This is a genomic window from Microcoleus sp. OTE_8_concoct_300 (assembly GCF_031383065.1).
Taxonomy (GTDB): Bacteria; Cyanobacteriota; Cyanobacteriia; order Cyanobacteriales; family Microcoleaceae; genus Microcoleus.
The window spans coordinates 1-4,037 of sequence record NZ_JANMZH010000381.1; the positions used below are offsets into that span (position 1 = coordinate 1).

The window sequence follows — 4,037 nt, forward strand, 5'->3', positions numbered from 1 at the left end:
TCATGCTAGCTCCGGTAATCGGCCCCATAAATGCCGCTTCTAACCCTACAGTTAACCCAATTGCTATCCCGGCAAAGCCGATGTGAGCGCGTCTATCTAATCCCGAACCGAGGATAACAAACATTAAGATAAAGGTCAGAAAAGTTTCTAAAATTAGAGACTGCAACCAGTTACCATTGAGAGGGATAGTTGCACCGAGATTTGCTACTTCACCTAAAGTAATTAGCAGCAGTTGAGAAGCTGCGATTGCACCCGCACACTGCGCTAAAACGTAAGGCAAAACTTTATATTTTGGGAAAAAACCGCTCGCCCAAAACCCTAAAGTTACGGCCGGATTAAAGTGTGCACCGCTGATGTGTCCTAGGGCGTAAATCATCGCAGTTACTACTGCACCAAATACAAAACTGACGCCTAAATGAGTTACGGAACCAGCGCTAGTTTTGTTAACCATCACCGCACCGGTGCCTGCAAAAACCAAAATAAATGTACCTAGAAATTCCGCGATCGCCTCTCGCCTGCAATCTGGCCGAGCACAACCTAACCTCTGAGCTGTTGCATCCATCGCTCTCAACTAATTGGTTCCATCCCATCATATCAAGAAAAGTTGATATGTCAATCATCAAAAAAGCCATATCAGTATTTGAGTAATTAAGAAATGTTGATGGGTTAATCGGCGTCGGAACAGGGGCGCGCCGGCAGGATCTGGCTGAAGCGGCGGTATTCGGCGAGGTACTGTTCGAGGGCGACAAACTGAGCTAAATTGAGGCTGTAGTAAATCCAGCGGCCTTCTTGGTGGCTGCGGACTAAAGCTGCATCCTTCAAGGCTTTGAGGTGAAAAGAGAGTTTAGACTGAGTGACGTTGAGTCGATCGCACAAATCGCACACGCACAACTCCTGTTCCCGCAGCAACTCCAAAATCTGAAGCCGCAAAGGATCGGAAAGTGCGTGAAAGCCAGCAGCAATCAATTTATCTGCAACAGGTGGCGCGATCGGAGAATTTTTAAGCATCAATTATTCTGAAAACATCCACATACAACATCTTAGCGGTTCGATCGCAAAGCCCGCGCCGTAATTCTCAACCCGCTTTCGTCGGGTTTTGTTTGTGTAGTTCTACCTCAAACTCGAATTCCCTTGTGAAGCTGATTCGAGTTTGAGGTAGAAAGCGATTTAAATCGCCGGTGTTTCAAGAACACTGCAAACTCCTTAAACTTTCCTCACCCGACAAGCAAAACACTTGTATGCTTGTTGCTGGCCCGAAAGATTGTCGTAGTATCTGTCATCCACCAACAAATTAGCCGGTTCGTACAAAGGAGTTCCGAGTTCTTCAGACATTTTTTGCATCGATCCGAAAGTGTTGGGAACAAAAATCGTATCCTCCCGAATCCCTTCCCAAATTAACGCAGTTCCCGACACCGAACCTCTGGGACTTTCCACTGCAACTTCATCCCTATTCTTCACCCCCAAATTTTGCGCAACCTTTGGATGAATCTGAATCAAACGAATCCCGTTCATTTGCTTGCCAGTGTAAGTCCACTGCGTTACTCCCGCAAAATGAACCACACTCGGCCTGCCAATAACTCCCATCAGCGGGTATTCTTGGTGAACCTCGCCAGAAGACGCCGCACCCAACGTAACTTTTGGCGTGACAGCTTGCGGATTTACCGGATTTTTCACAAATTCTGCTGCGTACTGAATTGTAGGATTCTGACCGGTTACTTCCGGGTGAGTGTAAAAAATTGGCAGCGCAGAATGTCCGGCAGTTGCTAACAGTTGTTCCAACTCGGGAGTGTAGATTTCCACCTTGCCGCTGGGCGTCAAAAACCGCTTGCCTTTGTATAAAGGATTCAGAGATTCCGCAGCCTGATACCAAGATGGATCGTCTAAATAAAGAGTGCTGACGCCCGGATGGTCTAAACTCGGACAAGGCCAGCGCAAAGGTTCCGCTCGCTTCTCCATGCGATCGACCGTCATGCCCCCCATTCCCGGCGTATTCTCAACAAAAACAGCCCAGAGTTTGCGGTAATCTTTCCATTCCAAAGGAAAGTTATCCGTCCAGTAATTCGGCGGGTTTTTCTTGTCTAATTTAGCAGTAGCATGAGCCAAATCGATCCAGATTTCCCAATCGGGTTTCGACTCTCCGACGGGAGGCACAACTTGCTGCTGCCAGCGAATAGCCCGATCGTCCCGGCGCATATAAACTGTTTCCATTTCAAAGCCGCTGGTAACGGGCAAAATAATATCCGCATAATAGGCGGATTCGTCCATAAACAATCCGGTGTAAACGTAGAAATCTAACTTGCTAAATGCCTGTTGTACCTTAGCGGTATTGGCGCTGGCGAGAATGGGATTCCCCGCAGTCACAATGGCTTTTAACTGATAGGGTTTGCCCGTCAAAATCGCTTCCGCAAAATAATCCGGTCCGACAGGCAAAGCGGCATCTTTTTTAGGAGGATTGCCATTAATTGGCGGCAAATTTAAACCGCCGGGCCAGGTATTGTGCATGAAATTGCAGCCACCGCCACCGACACCGGTGTTGCCTGTAATTGCTGCTAGAAAGGCCAGCAACCTGTAGGTATCGAAGGCATTTAATTGGTGAGAAATTCCGGCATTGCAGAAAATTGCCGCAGGTTTGGCTGCGGCGTATTCTTCAGCAATTTGTTTGATTCTGGCGGCGGGAACTCCGGTAACATTTGCCGCCCAGTCCGGCGTATATTTTTTGTCGTTTAAGTGTTTTTTCAACTCGTCGAAACCGAGCACCCATTTTTCGACAAACGCGCGATCGTACAAATTTCGATCGATAATATGTTGCAGCATTGCCAACACCAAAGCCATATCTGTATGCGGTTTCGGTGCAACCCAATCATCAGCTTGCGCGCCCGTAGGCGTCAATCTAGGGTCGATAACAACTAATTTAGCTGCTGTTTGAAGGCGATTTCTCAGCAAATAAGCAAAAGTAACCGGATGAGTTTCTGCCTGATTTGTTCCTAAAAACAGCAGGTATTTTGTCGAACCCAAATCCTCTTTTCCTGTTGCCCCGTCAAGGCCGTAACCGTTAGTAAAGTTTCCCAAACCCAGCGTTTGCGCTAAAGCATTGCCGCCCGCATCGTTGCAGACAGGGCCGACATCTGTATCGTTGGGACTGCCCAGCAGCGTAAAATACCGCCCGATTAAACTACCGATTCCCCGCGGCATTCTGCCGGAAGTTTTACTAGCAATGCTGCGCGCTTGTTTCGCATCGCGGAGGGCTAAGAATTTTTTGGCAATAGTTTCTAAAGCTTCATCCCAGGAAATCGGTGCAAATTTAGAATTGGCATCTCCTTTGTTTCCTGAGATTCGCTTCATCGGTTTTGTCAAGCGGAAGCGGTTGTAAACCAACTGCGCCATCATCGGTCCTTTGACGCACAAACCTCCCGCTTGCACGGGGTCGTCCGGTTCTCCTAAAACCTCAATAATTCGCCCGTTTTTGACGTGAACTTTCAGGCGGCAAAGCGAGTTGCAAAACTGACAGGCGCTGTCGGCAATTTTGTCGGGACTCAACGCTGCCGATTGTTTGGTAAAGTCGTTTGCTATTGGTTGGGAAGTATCGTTTTCTGGTTTGGGAAGTGTTTCCGATCGATTCGATTCGTCCGGTAAATTTTCTGTTTCCGGTGTACCGGATGTTCTGGATTGAGTTGATGTTTCCGGCTGGTTTCCTTGACCAGTGAGAGCTAAGTTAGCGGCGCCGGCTGCCGCAGCACCGAGGGCGGTTTTTTTCAAAAATTCCCGGCGCGATTTCTTGTTTTTACCGTTAGATTTCATTAGGTTATCCTTTGATAGAGGCAAGGATTGCTGCGAGCCGAAAACAGAAAGACACGACACGCATTTGAACGCGGATACACGCAAGAGTTTAACAGTTCACTTCGGACTTTGTACCCGCGCCGGCACATCTGTCAGTCCCGCCTTCTGCATCAGCGAAATCACCCCTATAGATAGAATTCCCCCAATAATTGCCCCAACAACTACCAGGATGAGAAAGACCTTTTGCAGAGTCTTTTTAG

General features: G+C 48.0%; 3 protein-coding genes. All 3 read right to left on the reverse strand.

What is annotated here, in order from left to right:
• Positions 1–562, reverse strand: a 562-nt coding sequence (locus ACUVJL_RS16875) for an MIP/aquaporin family protein (protein WP_445246903.1), incomplete at its 3' end; no start/stop codon positions are given.
• Between the two features lie 104 nt (positions 563–666).
• Positions 667–1,008, reverse strand: coding sequence for an ArsR/SmtB family transcription factor (locus tag ACUVJL_RS16880; protein WP_445246904.1), 342 nt, complete (start codon positions 1,006–1,008; stop codon positions 667–669).
• 195 nt (positions 1,009–1,203) lie between these two features.
• Entirely contained in the window at positions 1,204–3,798 is a 2,595-nt protein-coding gene (locus ACUVJL_RS16885) for a molybdopterin-containing oxidoreductase family protein (RefSeq protein ID WP_445246905.1), read from the reverse strand.
• Positions 3,799–4,037: the final 239 nt, after the last annotated feature.

Excerpts from the sequence above, each read along its gene's own strand:
- ACUVJL_RS16880 (WP_445246904.1), bottom strand. The coding sequence starts at position 1,008 with ATGCTTAAAAATTCTCCGATCGCGCCACCTGTTGCAGATAAATTGATT.
- ACUVJL_RS16885 (WP_445246905.1), bottom strand. The coding sequence starts at position 3,798 with ATGAAATCTAACGGTAAAAACAAGAAATCGCGCCGGGAATTTTTGAAA.